This is a genomic window from Roseibium marinum, from assembly GCF_002906165.1.
Classification (GTDB): Bacteria; Pseudomonadota; Alphaproteobacteria; order Rhizobiales; family Stappiaceae; genus Roseibium; species Roseibium marinum.
On sequence record NZ_PPCN01000006.1, the window covers coordinates 74263 to 92753 of the forward strand.

Annotated in this window: 16 protein-coding genes and 1 tRNA gene; 7 read left to right on the top strand and 10 right to left on the bottom strand. The window is 61.1% G+C overall.

All coding sequences use genetic code 11. The annotated features are described in order from the left end of the window. Nucleotides 1–172: 172 nt before the first annotated feature. Together CLV41_RS14730 and CLV41_RS14735 are read left to right on the top strand one after the other, a co-directional pair. Entirely contained in the window at nt 173–1033 is an 861-nt protein-coding gene (locus CLV41_RS14730; RefSeq protein WP_103223181.1) for a hydroxymethylglutaryl-CoA lyase, read from the top strand. After that, on the top strand, nt 1030–1818 hold the full coding sequence (locus tag CLV41_RS14735; RefSeq protein WP_103223182.1) for a crotonase/enoyl-CoA hydratase family protein: 789 nt from the start codon (nt 1030–1032) through the stop codon (nt 1816–1818). Before CLV41_RS14730 ends, CLV41_RS14735 begins: the two co-directional genes overlap by 4 nt. Nucleotides 1819–2130: 312 nt before the next feature. Here CLV41_RS14735 and CLV41_RS14740 read toward each other — a convergent pair whose 3' ends face one another. The 5 genes from CLV41_RS14740 to CLV41_RS14755 form a co-directional block, all read right to left on the bottom strand. Continuing rightward, entirely contained in the window at nt 2131–2955 is an 825-nt protein-coding gene (locus CLV41_RS14740; protein ID WP_208987522.1) for a hypothetical protein, read from the bottom strand. 70 nt (nt 2956–3025) lie between these two features. Then, entirely contained in the window at nt 3026–3238 is a 213-nt protein-coding gene (locus tag CLV41_RS27975; protein ID WP_146048568.1) for a hypothetical protein, read from the bottom strand. A gap of 31 nt (nt 3239–3269) precedes the next feature. Continuing rightward, a tRNA-Thr gene (locus CLV41_RS14745) sits at nt 3270–3345 on the bottom strand. A gap of 223 nt (nt 3346–3568) precedes the next feature. Continuing rightward, the gene (locus CLV41_RS14750) at nt 3569–5506 is read right to left on the bottom strand and encodes a heme biosynthesis protein HemY (protein WP_103223183.1); all 1938 of its coding nucleotides are present in this window, start codon (nt 5504–5506) and stop codon (nt 3569–3571) included. Between the two features lie 127 nt (nt 5507–5633). Then, nucleotides 5634–6986, bottom strand: coding sequence for a COG4223 family protein (locus CLV41_RS14755; protein ID WP_208987523.1), 1353 nt, complete (start codon nt 6984–6986; stop codon nt 5634–5636). Between CLV41_RS14755 and CLV41_RS14760 the strand changes: the two genes are divergently transcribed. Further along, nucleotides 6967–7218: a hypothetical protein gene (locus tag CLV41_RS14760; RefSeq protein WP_103223184.1), complete on the top strand. Its 252-nt coding sequence runs from the start codon at nt 6967–6969 to the stop codon at nt 7216–7218. The genes CLV41_RS14755 and CLV41_RS14760 overlap by 20 nt on opposite strands. A gap of 507 nt (nt 7219–7725) precedes the next feature. Here the strand turns inward: CLV41_RS14760 and CLV41_RS14770 are convergent. Both CLV41_RS14770 and hemC read right to left on the bottom strand, forming a co-directional pair. Continuing rightward, complete coding sequence (locus CLV41_RS14770; protein ID WP_103223186.1) at nt 7726–8442, bottom strand: uroporphyrinogen-III synthase; 717 nt, start codon at nt 8440–8442, stop codon at nt 7726–7728. A gap of 2 nt (nt 8443–8444) precedes the next feature. Next, nucleotides 8445–9371 carry a hydroxymethylbilane synthase gene (gene hemC, locus CLV41_RS14775; RefSeq protein ID WP_103223187.1) on the bottom strand — a complete coding sequence of 309 codons (927 nt, stop codon included), beginning with the start codon at nt 9369–9371 and terminating at the stop codon, nt 8445–8447. Between the two features lie 129 nt (nt 9372–9500). Here hemC and tsaD point away from each other — a divergent pair, with 129 nt between their 5' ends. Further along, nucleotides 9501–10571, top strand: a complete 1071-nt coding sequence (gene tsaD / locus CLV41_RS14780) for a tRNA (adenosine(37)-N6)-threonylcarbamoyltransferase complex transferase subunit TsaD (protein WP_103223188.1) — start codon at nt 9501–9503, stop codon at nt 10569–10571. 68 nt (nt 10572–10639) lie between these two features. Here tsaD and CLV41_RS14785 read toward each other — a convergent pair whose 3' ends face one another. The 3 genes from CLV41_RS14785 to CLV41_RS14795 all read right to left on the bottom strand — a co-directional run bounded on the left by CLV41_RS14785 (nt 10640) and on the right by CLV41_RS14795 (nt 15313). Beyond that, nucleotides 10640–12643: a glycosyltransferase gene (locus CLV41_RS14785; RefSeq protein ID WP_103223189.1), complete on the bottom strand. Its 2004-nt coding sequence runs from the start codon at nt 12641–12643 to the stop codon at nt 10640–10642. Continuing rightward, nucleotides 12625–13842 (bottom strand): hypothetical protein, encoded by a 1218-nt coding sequence (locus CLV41_RS14790; RefSeq protein ID WP_103223190.1) that lies wholly within the window; start codon nt 13840–13842, stop codon nt 12625–12627. Before CLV41_RS14790 ends, CLV41_RS14785 begins: the two co-directional genes overlap by 19 nt. A gap of 154 nt (nt 13843–13996) precedes the next feature. Next, the gene (locus CLV41_RS14795; RefSeq protein ID WP_146048569.1) at nt 13997–15313 is read right to left on the bottom strand and encodes an HlyD family efflux transporter periplasmic adaptor subunit; all 1317 of its coding nucleotides are present in this window, start codon (nt 15311–15313) and stop codon (nt 13997–13999) included. A 555-nt stretch (nt 15314–15868) separates the two neighbouring features. Here CLV41_RS14795 and CLV41_RS14800 point away from each other — a divergent pair. Genes CLV41_RS14800 through CLV41_RS14810 form a run of 3 tightly spaced genes read left to right on the top strand, consistent with a single transcriptional unit; the run spans nt 15869 to nt 18036 of the window. Then, nucleotides 15869–16372, top strand: a complete 504-nt coding sequence (locus tag CLV41_RS14800) for an NUDIX hydrolase (protein ID WP_103223192.1) — start codon at nt 15869–15871, stop codon at nt 16370–16372. A gap of 19 nt (nt 16373–16391) precedes the next feature. Further along, nucleotides 16392–17042, top strand: a complete 651-nt coding sequence (locus CLV41_RS14805) for an NUDIX hydrolase (protein ID WP_208987524.1) — start codon at nt 16392–16394, stop codon at nt 17040–17042. Continuing rightward, nucleotides 17029–18036 carry an NAD(P)H-dependent glycerol-3-phosphate dehydrogenase gene (locus tag CLV41_RS14810; protein ID WP_103223194.1) on the top strand — a complete coding sequence of 336 codons (1008 nt, stop codon included), beginning with the start codon at nt 17029–17031 and terminating at the stop codon, nt 18034–18036. Before CLV41_RS14805 ends, CLV41_RS14810 begins: the two co-directional genes overlap by 14 nt. Nucleotides 18037–18491 lie beyond the last annotated feature (455 nt).

Sequence of the window (18491 nt, forward strand, 5' to 3'; positions counted from 1 at the left end):
GCGAACACGCATCAAGCCCAGGAACAGGCCCAGGAACAAGCCCGGGAATTGGCCGCGCTTTCAGCGCGAAGGATATCTGGATTGCGGATCTGCATTCGGCTTCGCCTTACTTGTCCGGAAAGACGAATGTGTGTACTCCCGCCACATTCCCGAAACCCCAGTGAGCAGAAAAATGTCCGACTTTGTCACCATATTCGAGATGGGTCCTCGCGACGGCCTGCAGAACGAAAAAGAGTTCGTGCCGACAGCGCGGAAAATCGAGCTGGTGGACCGGCTGTCGAACTGCGGCTTCCGCAAGATCGAAGTGACCAGTTTCGTCAGCCCCAAATGGGTGCCGCAGATGGCGGACGCGCAGGAAGTGATGGAAGGCATCTACCGGCATCCCGCCATCAGTTATGCGGCGCTCACGCCAAACGTCAAAGGCTTCACCGCGGCCCGCAAGGCTTCGGCGGATGAGGTGGCGATCTTCGGTTCGGCGTCTGAAGGGTTTTCGAAAAAGAACATCAATTGTTCGATTGCCGAGAGCATCGAACGCTTCCGCCCGCTTCTGGAAAAAGCCCGCGAGGACGATATCCCTGTCCGCGGCTATGTCTCCTGCGTAACCGATTGTCCCTATGACGGACCGACCCCGCCGGAGAAGGTTGCGGAAGTCGCAAGGCTTCTCCTGGATCTCGGCTGCTACGAGATCTCCCTGGGCGACACCGTCGGAACAGGCACGCCGGAGACTGTCGCCGCCATGCTGGACGCGGTGCTGGAGGCCGTGCCCGCCACCAGGCTGGCCGGCCACTATCACGACACCAAGGGCCGGGCGCTGGAGAATATCGCGGTCAGCCTGGAAAAGGGCCTGCGCACCTTCGACAGCGCTGTTGGCGGCCTGGGCGGTTGTCCCTATGCGCCAGGCGCCAAGGGAAATGTCGCCACGGAAGCCGTTCTCGGCCTGATGGCGGACAAGGGATTTGAAACCGGCATCGACCGCGAGGCTCTTGGGGAGGTCGCCGCTTTCGCGAAAAGCCTGCGGAGCGTGGACGCGTGACTTATGAGACCATCTCCCTGTCGGTCGACCCGCGCGGCGTCGCGACACTCACGCTAAACCGGCCGGAAAAACACAATTCCCTGTCAGCCCTGATGATCGGCGAACTGACGTCGGCGGCGAACGACCTCGCCGCCGCCGCATCGGTTCGCGCCGTGGTTCTGACCGGCGCCGGGAAAAGCTTCTGCGCCGGTGGCGATCTCGGCTGGATGCGGGACCAGTTCGAAGCCGGCCGCGAGACGCGCATGTCCGAGGCGCGCAAACTGGCCATGATGGTGAAGGCCCTGAACGAATTGCCCAAACCGCTGATCGGCCGTGTCCAGGGTCAGGCCTTCGGCGGCGGCATCGGCATGATGAGTGTCTGCGACACCGTTATTTGCGTGGACAGCGCCAAATTCGGCCTGACGGAAGTTCGCCTCGGCCTGATCCCGGCAACGATCAGCCCCTATGTACTTGCGCGCATGGGTGAAGGCAAGGCGCGGCGGGTGTTCATGTCCGCCAGGATATTCGGCGCGCAGGAGGCCAGGGACCTCGATCTTGCTTCCAGTGTCGTCTCGCCGGACGGGCTCGACGACGCCGTCGAACAGGAAGTCAGTCCGTATCTTTCCGCCGCCCCTGCGGCCGTCGCTGCCTCCAAGGCCCTCGCCAGATCCCTCGGCCCGGCCATCACCGACGAGATCATCGAAGACACCATCCGCCGCCTCGCCGACACCTGGGAGACCCAGGAGGCAAGGGAAGGCATTTCGGCATTCCTGGAAAAACGCAACCCGGACTGGGCATCGCAATAGAGCGTCAGGGGAACCCGTTGTTTCAGAGCGCCCCCACCGTCAGAACCTCAATCTTCCAGACAGCGCTGTCCGCTTTTTCAAGCTGCTCCTGCTTGTCGTCCGGATCGACGCGTCAGCGGCAGGGCTGTGTAGCGACCACGTTCAGGAGTTTCCTCCCCCAATCCTCATGCTGAGGAGGGCCAACGGCCCGTCTCGAAGCATGGGCGGCAAACTCCGGACAAGCGGCCCATCCACGGAAAGGGCCTGACCCGGCTTTGATAGAGTTCACATTTTCCGATAACAGAAGATTCAGCATGCCGAAAATCGTCCGCCTCATTGCCCGGCGGTGCGTCTCGCGTGCTCGATCAGGGCCGCGATGCGCGCGACATTCTTCTGCTCTGACGGCTGTGGCAGGTCCACCTCCCCGCCATACATGCGCTCGCGGCGCTGACGGATTTTCCTGCGCTGCAATTCGCTGATCCCGTCCGGCAGGTCCATGCCCGCGCGGTCGATGCCGATCAGGATGCGCTGGAGGTCGGGGACAAGTTCGGAGGAAATCGTGAAGCGGACGCCGTCCCGGCGCCTGAAGACAAGCGTCTTGGTGCTTTGCTCGCCATTCAGAAGCACCGCTGAGCGCGGACCGCTGGAGCCGATGGTCGCCTGAAACCAGGCCACCAGGCCGGGAGCCTCCCAGAGCCTGACTTCCATCCTGGAAAGCTCCTCATAGAGGACACGGACCCGCAGGCCTAACTGGGTAAATTCAAAGCCATTGCCGAAAAACCGCACCCAGGAGGTTTGCTGACGCACGGCGGCAGTGAAGAAAACCAGCGAAGCGGACGCGGGTGCGAGGCAAAAGAGGGCAAGGAGCGCGAGCCCGCCGGTGGCAAGCCCCATGCCGATGAAGGCGAGTGAAAACAGCGGGATGCCGAGCGCGAAGCCGATGAGATCCAGGATGAGCACCGGCGGCCGGGACACCGGCCGGATCGCCCCGGAAGGGGCGTTTGGCCGCGGCAGGGCGGCGTAAATACCGGCGGCGGCCACCAGACACAGGAGGCTGCTCAGCACCGACATGAAGAAAAATCCGCCGATGATGGCAAGCACACCAAGGCTCAGCGGAACGAGCCGCCGGATAAATTCAAGTTTTGCCGTTTTGCCCACACCGCTCTCCATGCATTCAAACAGCGGAACATTCTTGAAACGAGGAAGACTTGCTGATTCTTTCATTGAATCAACTTGGCGGCTTTAAATCAAGCAGACGTTTCGGCAATCCAAAATCAAAGTAACCATCCGGAAAATACGGATCGTAAAAACGCAGTGTAAAAAGTGTCAGGAGAACCGCGAATTGAAGGATTTTCCCGAAACCGTTGTTCATGCAGCCCGCACGGCGATAGCCCAACCAGGGGCGGGTGAGCGGACGAACCTGAACAAGATCAGCGCTCAAGTAGCCCGAAGGGCGGTAGCGCGAGCAGGAATGGTGCCGCTTGCAGGACTCGAACCTGCGACCCCATCATTACGAATGATGTGCTCTACCACCTGAGCTAAAGCGGCGATCTGCTTGAAGAACAAGCAAGGCGCGATACGGCGCGCATCCCCGGTGCCTGCCGGGTGCGCCGCTAATTACCGGAGCTTGGCCCCGGATGCAAGAGGCTAACGGCAAGTTCCGCGAAGGATATGGCATCTTCCCTGTCTCGGCCGCCTGCACGTGCCAATTGGGGCCATGCTGATCGGAGCGCGGCAAGACCCGCGGTCACCTCCCCCTGGAGTCACAACCCTAGTTGAAGAACCTGGGCCGCGGCTTCTTTGCCGCGGTTTCCTCGTCGTCGTCATCCGGCCCCGGATCGTCCGGCATGCGGGTCAGGGCGAACTCGATCGGGCCGTTCAGTTCCTCCTTGCCGGGCTTCGGGTTCTTTTCCACCGGCGTGCTCTCGCTTTGCGCGCCCTTGCCGGATGTCACCACCGGTTTTTCCTCGACTGGGACCGCCTTGGCGGACGCGTCGGCCTGTGGCGCGCTTTCCGGTTTGGCTGGTTCGGCCGGTTTGAGCGGTTCGGATTTTTCGGGTTCTACCGCCTTTTCCGCGGACTGCGGTGCCTCCGGCAGATCGCTCAGCGGCGGGGTAAGCCCGACGTCGTCCGTGGTCCCCTCATGGCCTTGCATGCTGTCCTTCTCCGGCTCGGCCTTGGCCATCGGCGAAGCTCCGGCTTCCTGCTGCCCTTCCGGTTCCTTTGAACCTGGCTTGGGGGTGTCTGGCTTCGAAGTAACGGGCTTCGGGGAGACCGGCTCAGGCGTCAGATCCACCGTTTCCGGGTCTTCGCCGGGTTTATCCACCTTGGCTTCGGGCGTTCCGACTGCAGCTGCCGCGACAGCCGCGGCCGGAAGTACCGGCGCCTCGAACACGCTGTCTTCCAGCAGGTCGCCCTCTTCGTCAGACAGGCCGCCGGGCATCACCCACTTGAAAGCGTCCAGCTTGCCGGTGACCGGGGAGACCGCCTGCCATTCGGCGGACACGATCCCGTCGGCCATCCACACCTTGTCGAGAGGCGCCTTGATCGCCCGCGCGAGCCAGTCGCGCATCCGGCCCCTGTCGCCATGTTCGGCCTCTTCCACTTCCGCCATCAGCAGGAAAGCCTTGCGGGACGGCTCGGACTGCAGAACCTTTTTCAATTGCGCCCGGGCTTCCTCGAATTCCCGCGCTTCCAGGGCCGCCTGGGCGACCGCCAAGGCACCTTCCCCCGTGTTGGCACGTTGCGCCGACAGGGATTTGACCCGTTTCAGCCGGTCGACGGCGGTGTCCCCGGTGCGTACATGGGCATAGGTATCCGCAAGCTCGGGATGCGGGAAAAGCCGCCAGGTCGTCTCCAGCACCTTCGACGCCTTGCGGATATCGCCGCGGCGCGTCGCAAGGCGCGAGGTCAAGACGGCCGCCGGCACGAGATCCAGCGCCAGGCCGTGCGCTTCCTTGGCGAGCGAATAGGCCCGTTCCGGCTCGCCGCCCTCCAGCTTTTGCGCAAGGGCGGTCAGGATGACGGCACGCTGACGGCGATAGGTTTTCTTGTCGATCATCTTGGCGGCGTAGTTGCGCTCAAGCGTCTTGAGCGCCTCGTCCCAGTGATGGGCCACGGCCTGATAGCCGAGCACCGCCTTGCCGGCCCATTCCAGGCCAGGCGAGGTTTTCGCCGCTTCCTCTGCGTAATGACGGGCGGCAACGGGTTCGCGGTGGCGTTCGGCTTCCACAAAGAGACCGTGCAGGCCCAGAGCCTTTGTCTGCGGATCTTCCAGCATCGCCTCGAAACGGCCGCGCGCCTCGTCGTCCTTGCCGGCAAGCTGCGCCGTCTGCGCAAGGAGCAGCTTCGCGGCGGGTTCTTCGCTCAGCAGCCGGTCCGCCTCCAGAGCGTAGCGGCGTGCCTGTTTGGAATTACCGGTTCCAAGCGCGATCAGACCCTGTGACAAGGCCTGGTAGCCCTTGTCCTTGCGGCGGCGCTGAAAAAACCGGCTGGCGATATGCGGGGATTTCAGGATCACGCGGATGACCCAGACAACCGCGAGGAAAATCGCCAGCAGGACACCGGCGACAACGGCGAACACCGCCGGCGGCTGTTCCCAGACATAGCCGTTCCAGCTGATCGAGATCATGCCCGGCACGTCCGACAGCCAGGCAAAGCCCACTGCAAGGGCGAACAGCAGCGCGAAAAAGAGAAGGACGCGGATCATTCAGTACGCTCCCAAGGGTTGCCGGCCATCGCCGGCCCAATATCGTCCGCAGTATCCGGCGCTCGGGCGAACGCGGGCACGATACTGCGGCATCTCATAACCCGTCAGCCGCAAAGCCGGCCACCGGTCAACTGTCTTTCGCCGCAAGGGCATTCAGCACTTCCTGTGAGGCCTTGTCGGTCAACTCATCCACCTCGACCCGTGCCTCGGCCCGCGCGGCCCACTCGCTCGCCGCTGCCTGCCCCGCCTCGGGCAGGGTCTTGTAGGCCGCCAGCGCGGCACTCAGGTCCCCACCGGAGACGGCATTTTCCATGCGCCGCAGCGCGGCTTCCGGCCCGGTGCCGTCCGCGTCCCCCGGACCGCGAACCGCCACGATGGACTTCGCGCTGGCAAGAAGACTGTCCAGCATGTTGGCGGAGCGGTCGGGCTCGGCAAAGGTCTGATAGATCTTGCGCGCCTCAGCCGGAAACTGCGCGATCAGGACGGCGACCGGCTCAACGCCGGTTTCGGAATAACTTTCCAGCGCCTTCAAATCCATATCGGCGGGCAGACCGGCCTTGACCGCTGCCAGTTCGGTTTTGTAGGGCCTGCCGGAATCGACGGCTGCCCTGAGCGCGGAGACCGACAGCGCCCGCGCGGCCACTTCGCGCGCCGTGGCGTCGCCCATCGTCGCTTCCACCTTGGCCAGCCGCTTGGAAATCGTGTCCAGTTCGGCGCGGACATCTTCCAGCGCGGCACTGTTCGCCGATCCGACGGATTTGATGTCGGCGGCAAGACTTGAGAGCGTTTCGGTCGCCCGCGCCTGGCTGTCGGCAAGGGTTTTCAGCGACACATCCGACGTCGACACCGCCGTCTGCGCCGCCTTTGCCGTCGCTTCGGTGTTCTGCAACTTCGTCTGGATCTCGCCGAGCGTGGTTTTCAGCTCATTCAGACCGGTTTCCACGCCGGAGACCGATCCGGACAGTTTGTCCGCTTCCGAAGATGTCGAGCTTGTATCGCTTTCCAGCTTGGCAAGGCGCGTTTCCAGCGGCTTCAGGTCCACCTGGCCCTGCTCTTTCGCGGCCGCTTCCAGGGCCGTCAGCCGGGTTTCCAGCGGCGCGAGGTCGGCCGGTGTTCCTTCACTGGAGCCGCCCGTCGCCGATGCGGCGCCGCTGCGCAGGTCCGCGACCTCTTTCTTCAGCGCCTCGATGGCCGGAGAGACATCGGCCGGGGCGGCCGACACCGCACCCTGCAGTTTCGTTTCAAGATCGGAAACCTTCGCCTCCAGGGCGGAGACGGCTTTGGCCGGATCCTGCCCGCTCACGGTCGAGGTCACTTTAGCAAGCTTGCTCTCCAGATCGGCGATCTTGCGCTCCGCCGAAGAAAGCGCGTTGGTCACCTGCAGGTTCTGTTCCGGTGACAGCTTGACGATCCCGGCCTGATACAGGCCGAACCCGCCGCCGAGAACCAGGATACCCCCGATGACCGCCGCGATCAGCACGCCGAAAGCGCCGATACCGCCGCTTTCCTCTGCCGCGGGCGGATTGGAAAAGCTTGTCGAACCGGCCGGACGGGAACTCGCGCCGGACGCCGGCGGCCGGCTCGCGCCGGAGGAACTTGCCGCCGTGCTGGCGGAAGATGCCGTTTTCGAGGCCGCGCCGGAAGCGGAAGCCGCGGTGGAAGAGGTGCCCGGTGTGGAAGACGAACCGGAGGACACGGGTTTGGTGCCGTAAGAACTGCTGGTGGAGCCTGCTGCCGGACTGGCTGTGGTCCGGCCAGGAGTGCTTCCTGCTGAGCCCGTCCCCGTCGAGCCGGGTCTCGCGGTCGCCGAGGATGACCCCGACGGCGGCACGGATGTGGTCCCCGTAGACGAGGAAGAGCTTCCCGGCCGCGGAGAACTCGTGGAACTTGCGGATGACGCCCCACTGGAAGACGCCGCGGACGTCGGCGACCCCGGTTTGGAACTCACCTTTTCCGCCTCCAGGTCGATTGTGACCGGGCGCTTGGATGCGCCGGAAGACGCGGAAGTTGTGTCGGGTTTGCCCGATGATCCGCTTCCGCCCGAAGAGGATGTCCCGCCAGAAGATTTTTTGTCCGTCGTCATCTGCACTTCTCCCGAACCTGCCCCGGCCCCGGAACCGTCAGCTCCAAGACCTTCACTATACACGCCTCTTTGCGAAGCGGTACCGGCGCGGCAAAGACTTTTCCGCGCCGCAATAGAAGGACTCCCCCGGATCTGGTTAACACTCCGCTAATACGAGATCCAGAAGGGCCGCTTCGCAAGGTGCATCCGCAACACGCACACGCATGATATCTGAAAGCGGTTCCCCCGCCTGCGACGAAATGGCGTAGACCTTCAGTCCCGGCACGACAGCGTCGAGACCGGAGCTTTTCAGCAGAAACAGCAGCGTCTCCGCCGTTCGCCTCGAATAGACCAGCACGCCGTCATAGGCCGCTCGGGTCAGCGCCGTCACAACGGCGGCCGGCAGTTTCTCCACAGGCTCCATGCGGTAGACGACACGCGTCCGGCAGGCGAGACCGCCGTCTTTCAGAAGAGCTTCCAGATCTCCCGCCCGGTCCTGCGCCGCCGGATAGAAAACCGCACCCGGACCGAGCCCTGCATGCTCGCGAAGAATGAGCGCGCCCAGCGCCGCGAAATCCCCTCCCGCGGACCGCACGTCTTGAAACCCCACCTGCCTGCAGGCTTCAGCCGTCGCGTCCCCCACCGTGAAAACGGGAAGTCCAAGAAGGTCCGCAAGCTGAGGATGTCCGCGCAGAACGGACACCGCCCGCCGGCTCGAAAACGCCAGGGCGGAAACGCCGGAAAGGTCCAGTGGTTCCGGCGGCATGACCTTAAATTCAAGAAGTGGCGCTTCGTCGGCAATGTGACCGGCAGCCCGCAGCTTGTCCGCGCTTCGCTTGCAGTCGGGCTGAGGCCTGGTCACCAGAAAACGCATGGTCAGTGATCCTGGAAAAATCCCGGCCCCATCAAGGCTTTCAGGGTCTCGCCGGCGGAAATACCGATCTCGACCGCGCTTGCCGGCGCGCCGCTCCCGGAGGTCACATGCGCCTCCGAGCCGTCCGGCCTCAGCACGATGCCCCTGAAATGCAGCATCCCGTCCCGCAGTGTCGCCAGACCGCCGATAGGCGTGCGGCAGGAGCCATCGAGAACGGCAAGGAAGGCCCGTTCCGTATCCAGCCGAACCTGTGTGTCGGTATCGTGGATCCCCGCGAGCATTGTGCGCGTGTCGCTGTCGTCTGTGCGGCTTTCGATGCAGATCGCTCCCTGGCCCACCGCCGGCAGGAAATCGTCGACTTCCAGCAGGCTGGTGATTTCGCCTTCCAGTCCAAGCCGTCTCAGGCCCGCGGCCGCCAGAAGCGTCGCGTCCACCTCGCCTTCCGCCAGCTTGCGCAGCCGGGTCTGCAGGTTGCCGCGATACATCACGACCTCGATGTCCGGCCGCAGCCGCTTGATCATCGCCTGCCTGCGCAGGGAGCTGGAACCTACCACAGCGCCCCGCGGCAGTTCCGTCAGCGTCTGCGCCTTGGGCGACAGGAAGGCATCACGCACATCCTCGCGCGGCAGAAAAGCCGTCAACGCCAGACCGGTCGGCAGAACCGTCGGCATGTCCTTGGAGGAATGAACGGCGATGTCGATCCGCCCGTCCAGCAGCGCTTCCTCGATTTCCTTGGTGAACAGCCCCTTGCCGCCAACTTCCGACAGGGGCCGGTCCTGGATCCGGTCCCCGGACGTCTTGATGACGACGATCTCGAAAACGTCCTCGGGAAGCGTGTGGGCCGCCATAAGCCGGTCGCGGGTTTCATGAGCCTGCGCCAGTGCCAGGGCGCTGCCCCTTGTGCCTATACGCAAAGGAATTGATTGCAAGGTTCACCGTCCAGATGCTACGCCCGACAGAAATGACGGGCACCGATTTATGCCTTCTCGGATGTCCTAGCACAGGCCACCGCTTTAAGACCAATGACCTCAGTCAATCGAAAAGACAATGCGACCGATTTGACGGTTCTGGGCATTGAAACAAGCTGCGACGAGACTGCCGCGGCAGTCGTGCGCGGTCCGCTGCAAAAGCAAATCCTGTCCAACACCATCCGCTCGCAGATCGACGAACACTCTGAATTCGGCGGCGTGGTTCCGGAGATCGCCGCCCGTGCCCATATCGAGATCCTCGACAGGATCGTCGCCGAGGCGATGCACGAAGCCGATTGCTCCTGGGAGGACATCGATGCGGTCGCGGCCACCGCCGGACCCGGTCTGATCGGCGGCGTCATCGTCGGTTTCATGACCGCCAAGGCGATTGCCATGGCCGCCGGGAAGCCGATCGTCGGCGTCAACCACCTGGAAGGCCATGCGCTGACCGCCCGCCTGACCGACGACCTTGATTTCCCCTTCCTGTTGCTGCTCGTCTCCGGCGGTCACAGCCAGTTCCTGCTGGTGCGCGGCGTCGGAGATTACGAGCGCCTGGGCACCACCATCGACGATGCCATCGGCGAAGCCTTCGACAAGACCGCCAAGCTGCTCGGCCTGCCCTATCCGGGCGGACCGCATGTGGAAAAGATGGCGGCAAGGGGCGACGTGACAAGGTTCAGACTGCCGCGCCCCCTGCTCGACCGGCCGGGTCTCGACATGTCTTTTGCCGGCCTGAAGACCGCCCTCAGGACCCAGGCCAAGAAGCTGGAGCCGGTCGACGAGCAGACCGTCGCCGACTTGTGCGCCGCCTTTCAGCGCGCCATCTCCGACGTGCTGGCGGCGCGGACAAGATCCGCCCTCGAATTTTTCCAGGAGCGGCATCCGGACACGGAGCCTGTGATCGTCGTTGCCGGAGGCGTCGCCGCCAATCAGGAAATCCGGCAAAGCCTGCTTGATGCCGCCAATGCGGCGGGTGCCCGTTTCGTCGCCCCGCCGATGGCGCTCTGCACGGACAATGCCGCCATGATCGCCTGGGCGGGCATCGAACGGTTGCGACAGGGCCCGGTCGACGACATGGCCCTCTCCCCGCGCCCGCGTTGGCCCCTCGATTCGCAAAGCGCCGGCGTGCTCGGCGCCGGTAAAAAGGGCGCGAAGGTTTAGCGCGGCGGCGACCGGATTTCTGGAGCCCCACCCGGCAAGATTATTTCAACAGCCGGCGAATCCGCCCCTCAAACCTTCACATGCACATTCTTCGGGGCACCGGCAATGCCGCCGACCATCCTACGGACAAGGGCGAAAGCGGTTCGCAGCATGGAGCCCTGCTCCGCGATGTTCGCGGGCGGATCGCTGAACAGCCGGGCCACGATCTGGTCGCGGATGGCCTCCGTTTCCCTCAGACGTACTCGAACGTGGCTGGCGTTCTGCGTCATCACACTGGCTCTCGCCGCCAAGCCGCCCAAAAATGCCATTTCGAGCTTCTGATCCGGCTTGAGATCGAGGTCGAGGGAACCGCGCTCGAAGACTATTTCATTGAGGCTCATGGAGCTGCTTTTCGCTTCGAGCACCTTGCCCTCGATCCTGACCCAGATTGGCGAGGAAACCGGAAAATGCTCGTCGTCGAGTTCCGCGCGTGGCAGCTCAACACAGACAAGGAACGCGATGAAGGAATGCAGCATGACCACGGTCCCCCAGGCGATGCTGAAACCGTCAATCGAGCCGGTCGTGCGCAACAAGGGGCCATTAAACATGCCGATAAGGGTAAGTACGATAATGGCGAGATACATTGCCGCCATCGAATATTGAACCTGGACCTCCGATCTGTCCTCCCCCTTTGCCGTCACCTTGAAGGGATGGCCGAACGGTTTGCGGATGGCGTTCACAATTGTGATCGTCACCGGCACTGCCGTCAGCAGGTGTGTAACTTCGGTAAAGATGGGCAGACTTCGCCGCCCCGAGATCCAGGCATGAAAGATCATGCTGCCGCCGACCGCTGGAAGGCCGATCACGAGCAGAGCCTCCGGTTCCAACAGGATAGCGGGCAGACCCAGGAAATAGTAGAAAATCGGTGCCAGCATCAGCGCGAGAATGAAAGGCCTGCAAAGCCAGAACAACAGGCCGTGCATATAGTGCAGCCGTTCGATGAAGCTGTACCCCGCGCCGCGGAACGGTCCGTCCTTCAGCAGGGCAATCTGGATTGTGCCGAGGCACCAGCGGCATCTCTGCGTGATGTAGCCGGAAAGACTTTCCGCCGACAGACCGATGCTCAGACGTTCGTTCAGCCAGATGGTCCTGACACCCTTCAGGAGAAGCCGGTAGGTCGTGTGCAGGTCTTCGGTCACCGACTCCTTCGGCATCCCTCCGATTTCCTCGATTGCGGCGCGGCGCGCAACGAAGGATGTTCCCACGCAGAAGGCCGCCCCCCAGGCGTCCTTCGAAGGCTGCATGACATCGAAAAAGATGCGCTGATCGTCCACCCATGAGCCCGAGGCGAGCAGATTGTGCTGGATCGGATCGGAGTTGTAGTAGAATTGCGGTGTCTGGACCAGACCGACGGAATCGTCGTCGAACAGACCGACGGTCCGCTTCAGAATAGATTTCCTGGGCGCGAAATCTGCATCCAGCAGAAGAAAGAAGGGCGCGTTGGTTATGCGTTTGGTATGCTCCAGACCGTTGTCGACATTGCCGGCCTTGGCGCCCTTGTTATCCGTACGCCTGATATATTGCGCACCGACCCGCTCGCAATAAGCCCTGAGCCAGTCCCGCTTGCCGTCATCCAGCACCCAGACGGTGAAATTCGGATAATCGATCGCCAGCGCAGCCAGGATAGAGCGCTCAAGGATTCCAAGTTCCTCGTTGTAGGTGCAGATCATGACATCGACGGCCGGGTATTCGCCGCGCTCCTGCAGGCGCCTTTCCCCCGCGTCCGCCTCCGCCGACCTGTCGGTTCGGCGCATGAAGAAGACGATCGACAACAAGGTGTAGCTGAGAACGATGAGTTCCAGGAACAGGTAGATTCGCGGCCAGATTGCGTAAGCCGTGAACTCAAGCTCGGGCAGGGTCCAGAAAATCCGGTGCCATATGTAGCCGAGCAGCATGACAATGATCACGGACCCGAAGGCCAACCGGTCGATGAAATTCTTGCTTTTCAGAAAAAACGCGCAACCGCCGACGAGACTCAAAACAAAAATACAATAGAGCAGGGAATCTTGAAGTGTCAGTATTTCCGGAGACATGGTCCGGACTCCTTCTGTTCAAAGTATTTCAATATGAAAGGGTTCCAGCCAAGACCCGCGAGCACGACCCATGAGGTCGCCCCCAGATGCGGCAGCCGGTGGTATAAAAATTCTCCTGAACTTCCGTCAGCGCCCGCCGACAGGCCCGTCGTCAAATCCTGCGTTGAGCTGGCGAAATAATAGCCGTCCCCTACGCCATTCCTGGCAAGCGCTTCCTCCACAATCGCAGCTTCTTTTTCCCTATTTAGATATTTCAGCAGCAGCAACGCCTGCGCCGTTCCTTCGATCCACAGGCCATCGCGGTCCGTATTGAAATCGAAGCCGCCATCGACGCCGTGATTTCGATAGGTCCAGGCGAGGACATCCTCCGCTCGTTCGGCGAAGTCACCGACCCCGAGAAGCGCCCAGAGCTGCGTGTCCAGGCCGTCCTGATCGGTATTCAGCGCCGCGCCGTCGGGAAGCGTTCCGACATGAAATCTCTTTTCGTCCGGGTTCCAGGCTCTGTCGAGAAAGGACAGGGCGTGCCGGGCGGCGGCGCCCCAGCCGTTCTCCTTGTCGATCGTGTCGAGAAACACCGCGACCGCATAGATATCGATATTGTGTTCGGTGGATTTCCAGCCGATCCGGACCGGTGACGGTTCATGACCGTAAAATCCGCCCCGGAAACCGCCCGCACCGCCGTGATCGATGGTGAGGACATTGATCCAGCGCATGACCTTGCGGGCATCTTCCAGATAGCGCGCGTCACCGTCCGCCTGACTGAGGGTCAAAAGGGACAGGGCAACCCAGGCGGCGCTGCCGGTCGCGGTTCCAACCTGATAGCCGTCCTCGATCCACTTGCCCGCTCCGTCGTCCCAGTAACCGGGCAGGGCAACTGCCTCGGCAGACGGGTCCAGCCGGCCGGCCGCATAGGCGTTCCGTAGCCGCCCGTCCTTGTAAAACCGGTCCTTGGCCAGGGCGATGTGAAACGCCTCGCCGATCTGTTTGGCCGTCTCCACCTTGCCGCACGCAACGAGCGCGATGATGGCCAGGGCGTTGTCATAGCTGAAGGCGACATTCGACAGTTCGCGGGGAAGCTGCCCTCCCTCCGGAGAGGCTTCGTAGCTGACAAGAAAGACCGGCCCGTCTCCGTAGAGCTTAACGCGCCGGGCAAGACTCTCGCACGACAGGCAATAGTCGGAAACCGCACTGGCAGTCATGTCCTCTGCCAGTCCTGCGGAAGGAAGGGCGCACCCAACGGCAATCTGGCAGATAAGCTGCCAGACAAATCGGATCCGGACTGCCCTTGAGGCTGCTCTAACGGCGTCCCCCCTGCTGTCGCGACACATCGGAGACCGGAGGAAGCCCAAAGTGTTATTCCCTGACCGAAGGCTTTATACCACGCTTCTTTTTCACCAGGTCGCGGATGTCGCCCGACAACGCCGCGATCCGGTCATGGTCCGCAGCCGACGGTTCGACACCCTGCTGCACCTCTGGCTGGCCGGAAACGGTTGCCGCTTCAGCCACCATGAGCGGCTTTGAAGAGCGGAACAAGTTGGCCGCCCGCTGCAGAAGCGGTTCACCGAGAGCGACGATCACTTCTTCTCCCACATTGCAGCCGAAATACTTCTTGTCGGAAGCCGAAGCGGCTTCGGTCTCCTGCGCCGTGTCGTCCACCCGGATGAAAACATAGACCTCGTGACCTTCAGCATCCGGAAACTTCTTGAAATAGCGCGTCTCGGCGCCGGAACTATAATAACGCACGACCCGTTCCACGCGGCCGTTATATTTCGCACCCAGCGACCGGACATTGACAAGGGCCGGCGTTCCGACGATCACGTCCTCGACTTCGCGGCCGGGAAAGACGGCGACGACGAAGCTTTCGTCACAACTCATCGACCGCGCGATAACCGCACCCTTGGCAACTGTCTCGCCCGGCGCGACCTCGACGCTGACGATCCGGCCCGGCTGGCGCGCCAGCACGTTGTCGCTGCTGATCGCAGAGTTGCTCAAACCTTCCACTGCGACCATCCGTTCGATCTCGCCGACGCGCGAGCGGACGATCTCAAGCTCCGACAAAGCCTTGCGGTGCTCCATATCGAGCGACTTTTCCTGAAATTCGAGCGACATCAGGTTTGTCGCGAGACCGCCGGAATAGACGCCCTGAGCGATTGAATCCACCATGTTCTTCTGCCGCGTGAGATCGTCACGGGCAGTCTCCATCCGGTGGCTGGCCGCATCGAGTTTCTGCTTGTACTGCGTGAGCACTGTTTCGCTCAACTGGCCGATATCTACCAAGCTCTTCTTCTGAAGGAAGATCGATTCCTGTTCCTCGACCCGGGATTCTTCGGCGAGCAACTGGTTTTCAGCTTTTCGCGCCAGGACTTTCAGATCTTCGATCAGCCCCTGCTTGGTCGCGTTTGCCTGTTCGCGGATAAGGCCGAGTTGAAGTGAGGTTCGATCGATCGTCGAGTGCAACGCCTTCTGCCGGTCGGTGAGCTGCAGCAACTCCATGCGCATGCTCATCGCGATCGCATTGTCGCGCTCAAAATTCTCGATCTCGGCCACCTTCGCGAACGGGGCAACCTCCTGACCGATCTGGACGCTCAGGTCGACAACCTGCCCGTTAATCTTCGAGGATATCGTCTGGACAGGCGCATTGATCAGGGCGTTTTCAGAAACGAGGAACATTCTATTCGGCAAGGTCGCCAAAACCACCACCGACACAAGAACAAAAACGAAAACAAAACCAAAAATACGCGTTACCAAAAGAATTCTCGAGCTTTCGACACTCATCACCGAAACTCCGAAATTCGAAAAAATGCTGCGCTGCAACGTTATTAACAATCCGTTAAAAATCAAGAATTTTCCTTATAAATATTTATATTTTTGAAATTATTTTTAGAAAAAAGTTGAAAATCTTCAGTGGTAAATAAAGTTATGTAAAATTTCGCCAATTAACGATAGATCGAAATAAATAAAATAGCAAGAATAACAAAGATGAGAATTTAATATTCCACGAAACGATACCTCTACGCTAAAAGATCTGCACCTCTTTCGAAGAAAAGAAACCGGCAAAGAATTCCGTAAACGCTTACCATGACCCGACTCAACCGTTAATCGGTAGCATCCCGGTTTTCAATCAAAAAACCTCTGGGTAAGGAAGTTCGATCGCATATGCAGGAGGTCCTACCTGAGCCCAAGTGTGCTAGGTCGAAGCAATGATTTAACCAGAGAAGAGAGTCCATGCGCGTCTACCATAAGGCCTATGTCTATCTGACCTGCGGCACGGACCTTCTGGTTTTCGACGAGCCGGACACGCCGCAACTCGGACTGCAGGTCCCGGGTGGAACAGTGGATCCCGGCGAAAGCTTCCTGCAGAGCGCCATGCGGGAGTTCGCCGAGGAAACCGGTCTGGCGCTCGATGCCGCCTTCGATCATTTCTCCGATCAGGACCTGCCCTTTGAAACGATCCCGCCTCTCGGGCAGTTCAAACCCGCACCGGACCGCCCCTTGCGTGGCCGCCATCTGCGGCGCAACTATCATGTCCGCATCGGCGAGCGGCCCGGGGATACCTGGGAACATTATGAAATGTTTCCCAGCGGCGGCGGCGACCCGATTCGCTGCCGGTTCTTCTGGATCGACCTGTTCGGGGCCCAGGCTCAGGACGCGGAAAAATTCTTCGCCGCCTTCGGCGCGCCTCTCGAGGCTCTTCGCACCCGCCTGCCCCGCTTCGTAAAATATTCCTGAGGACACTCGTGGATCGAATTTGACATTTGATACCCGTTTTCTTCTGGGCTCTTGCTCAAGTGTAAAATCCAAAAGACCCATTAAAAACAAGTATTTATCCAGTGGTTTTAAAGAGCCCATCATTTGCAATCGGAGTCGTAGCGCGGGGGACGCAAATGTTGGAATCAAACTACCAGGCAGCAAGGATCTCAGCGTGAAACTCTATCACAAAGCCTATGTCTACCTGACCTGCGGACCGGAGCTTCTGGTGTTTATCGAACCGGATCACCCGAACCCGGACCTTCAGGTTCCCGGCGGCACTCTGGACCCGGGCGAAAGCTATCTCCAGGCTGCCAGACGCGAATTTATCGAAGAGACAGGACTTTCATTGGATATCGCGCTCGAATCGTTCGCGGACCAGGACCACATCATCAAAGATGTTCCCGGCAGTCTCCCCGGCTTGCATCGGCGGCGGCATTTTCACGGTCGCATTCGTGAAAAACCCGCTGCAGAATGGGAACATTACGAAATGACGCCGAGTTCAGGCGGACCGCCAATCCGGTTCCGCCTGTTCTGGGTCGATCTTTTCGCCAACGATGCGCCGCCCAAGACCAGGTTCTTTGAAGAGTTTGGAGCGCAGCTTGATACACTACGGTCGCGGATGGAAAGGCAGAACGATGGGCGCCATTAAGACAGTCGGCGTCATTGGCGGCGGGGCCTGGGGAACGGCTCTGGCTTTGACGGCCGCCCGCGCCGGACGGGACGTGCGCCTGTGGGCGCGCGATCCCGCGGTCGTTTCCGATATCCGCTCCCGCCGCCAGAATGCCCGCTATCTTCCAGGCATCACCTTCGATGAAGACCTCAACGCCACGAATTCGCTGGCGGAGGCCGCGGACGTGGATGCCATCCTGCTGGTCACCCCGGCGCAGACCACCCGCGCCATGCTGGCCGCCCTGAAAAAGACAGGCAAGGTGCGCGGACCGGTCGTTCTATGCGCCAAGGGTATTGAACAATCCTCCGGAAAGCTGCTGTCGAAGGTGATGAGCGAGGAACTGCCCGGAGTGGAACCCGGCGTCCTCTCGGGGCCAAGCTTTGCCGACGATGTGGCGCGCGGCCTGCCGACGGCGGTCACGATTGCCGCGACCTCCACGAAAACCGCGCTCAGCCTGTGCGAAGCGCTGCAATCGCCAAGCTTCCGGCCCTACGCCTCGATCGACATACTGGGCACGCAAATCGGCGGCGCGCTGAAAAACGTGCTGGCGATTGCCTGTGGCGCCGTTGCCGGCCGCAAGCTCGGCGCCAGTGCCCAGGCGGCGCTTACCGCGCGCGGTTTTGCCGAACTCTCCCGCCTTGGCGCCGCCATGGGAGCGCAAAGCGAAACACTGACCGGCCTTTCCGGTCTTGGCGATCTTGTGCTGACCTGTTCATCGAGCCAGTCCCGCAACTTCTCCTTTGGCCTGCGGCTCGGCGAGGGCTTCATGGCCTCCGACCTGATCTCGGCAGGCGGAAAACTTGCCGAGGGCGCCTATTCGGCGCGGGTCGCCGTCAAGCTGGCGGAGAAATACGATGTCGAGGTGCCGATCTGCGAAACCGTCGCACGGATGATCGACGAGGACCTGACGATAGACGACGCGCTCAACACCCTGATGGCGCGGCCGCTGAAGGCGGAGACGGAAGGGATCTGAAATATCCGGGCGCCGACCGGCACCCTCACGCCGGCATGTTGATCAGGGTTATTTGAGGCCTGTCTTTCAATGCAGGCAATTCGATTGGCGGCGGCTTTTTGTTAGCTAAGGTAGCGACTCATGAGATCGCGCCTCCGCTCATGAACCTGCTCGCTCCAAAAAAATCTCACCCGCCTGGGTAACGCGGCTGCGGCCCGGGAAAGAATTTAGCTCGGCAGACAATAGTCTTCATCGGCGTCCTAAACACGAAACAACATACAATTCCTCGAATAATTACCTGAAATCCATAACTTTTCTTGATTTGGCTCGAACCGATACTGAGTATTTTTAAATCTGATTTAATTAAACGGGAACGGCACCAGCTGCAAATGTAGCAAGGAGTATGAATTCGGGATGGTTTTAAGGCTTCTTAAATTCTTTTTAACTATAAATTTGCCAACACAAGTTCGGGGAGG